This window comes from Psychrobacter sp. AOP7-A1-24, assembly GCF_052376235.1.
Classification (GTDB): Bacteria; Pseudomonadota; Gammaproteobacteria; order Pseudomonadales; family Moraxellaceae; genus Psychrobacter.
The window spans coordinates 1-1,763 of record NZ_JBQSVM010000089.1 but is presented as its reverse complement, the minus strand read 5'-3'; the positions used below and the strand labels follow the sequence as shown (position 1 = coordinate 1,763).

The 1,763-nt window shown below is 39.1% G+C and carries 1 protein-coding gene and 1 pseudogene; both read right to left on the bottom strand.

Annotation, left to right across the window (positions count from 1 at the left end; all coding sequences use genetic code 11):
* Nucleotides 1-259: pseudogene (locus tag ACT3QQ_RS13795) on the bottom strand (TRAP transporter small permease); the annotation flags it as partial.
* Nucleotides 260-276: 17 nt separating this feature from the next.
* Nucleotides 277-1,335 (bottom strand): TRAP transporter substrate-binding protein, encoded by a 1,059-nt coding sequence (locus tag ACT3QQ_RS13790; protein WP_444528417.1) that lies wholly within the window; start codon nt 1,333-1,335, stop codon nt 277-279.
* Nucleotides 1,336-1,763 lie beyond the last annotated feature (428 nt).

The following is a 1,763-nucleotide window of genomic DNA, read 5'->3' as shown; positions in this document are numbered from 1 at the left end:
GTTGAGTAAAAACATCGACAATGATTTGTGAGCGCTCAACGAAAGCAGCAAAGGCGGCAAGTAATGCAAACAGCATAAAGTAGGAGACGATCTCTACACTACCTTTGACGGTAAATCCAAACTCACCACCGGTGAGTTTGAATATGTAGCGTGCGCTGACATCGAGCATAGTGGTAAGCACGATGATGATGAGACTAACACCACCGATAAACTGACACAGCCGCGAGATTAAGACACTGAGTTTGACTAAAAATGCCATGTGACACCTCCAATAGGTTAGACCTTACAGGCAGCACTAGCAGCTTTTGCTTTTTCATAAACACTGTCTGCATCCAAACCTAAAGCATTAACATCCTTTAGATACTTTTGGGTTCCTTTTTCGAGCGGACCTTTCCAACTTGGATCGTTTAATGGATCAGGAATATCGATAATTTCATCACCTTTATCTTTAGCAGCTTGCATTGCCATCTGGTCATGTTTATCAAATACCTCACCAACTTTATTGGCTAGGGCCATGCCTGAGTTTTCATCCAGGACTTTCTTCAAATCATCAGGTAAATTATCGTACTTAGCCTTATTCATCGTGACCATAAGCGCTGAACTATAGAAAGGAATATTAGTATGATACTTAGTGATTTCATCAATTTTGAAAGCCGTTACTGCTTCCCAAGGGAAGCTCAAGCCATCCACAACGCCACGCTGTAACGATGTATACATATCATTAGCAGGTAAGCCTACTGGCGAAGCACCAGCACTTTCGATAATATCACCTGCCACAGCAGAAGGACGACGGATACGCATGCCTTTCATGTCTTCAGGTGTGCGTATCAATTTGTCGGTTGTATGCAGCGCACCAGGTCCAGCACCATACATAAATAATAGATGTGAGTCTTCATATTCACTAGCCAAAGTACCGTCGTCATAGAGAGTCTGTAGCATACAACCCATTTGTGTTGCTGAATTTGATAAACCAGGAAGCTCAGTTATCTGAGTCAAAGGGAAACGACCATTAGTATAGCCATGCGCCTGTGAACCAATATCAATCGTACCTTTTGCAGCAGATTCATAGGTAACATCTGCTTTGGCAAGACCAGCTGAAGGATATAATTCTACTTTTAGGCGACCATCAGAATCTGTTTCTATCTGTTTTGCCCAAGGTTCGAAGACCTCTTTGCTAATAGATGATGTTGCTGGCCAGAAATGTGAGAATCGTAGCACAGTTGCTTCTTGAGAAGTGGCTGATGATCCGTCTGTCGCATCAGCAGATTGGTTAGAACAGCCAAGAAGAGAAATAGCGGCTAAAGCACCAATTGAAAAAAGAGGAGCTAACTTCATTATCAATTCCTTTTGATAATTGTGAGAATAGGAGTAAGGCATTACAAGTAAACAATTTGATCTATCCTAGATTACATAGTTTACAAGTTTTCGATATCTTTTTTACACACCTTTAATAAAAGTACAGTTTAAAATTATCAGCTATAATGATAGAAGTCAAATCATTTTGAATACATAGTAAGTAATATATTCATACTATAGATATATTTATAATGCTTGAACTGGCTATACAGACAATAATAAAGATAAGAAAACTAAATCAAACACTCATAAAAAAGCCCTCAAACCTAATATTCGTTTGAGTGCTCTTTTCTATGATTAATAATCATCAAATAAACGTCATGTAACTACTAATAGCAATGGAGAATTACTCTTCCATCTGCCACTTATTATCTACCCATATCGCATCATTGTCATCTAGATGAACA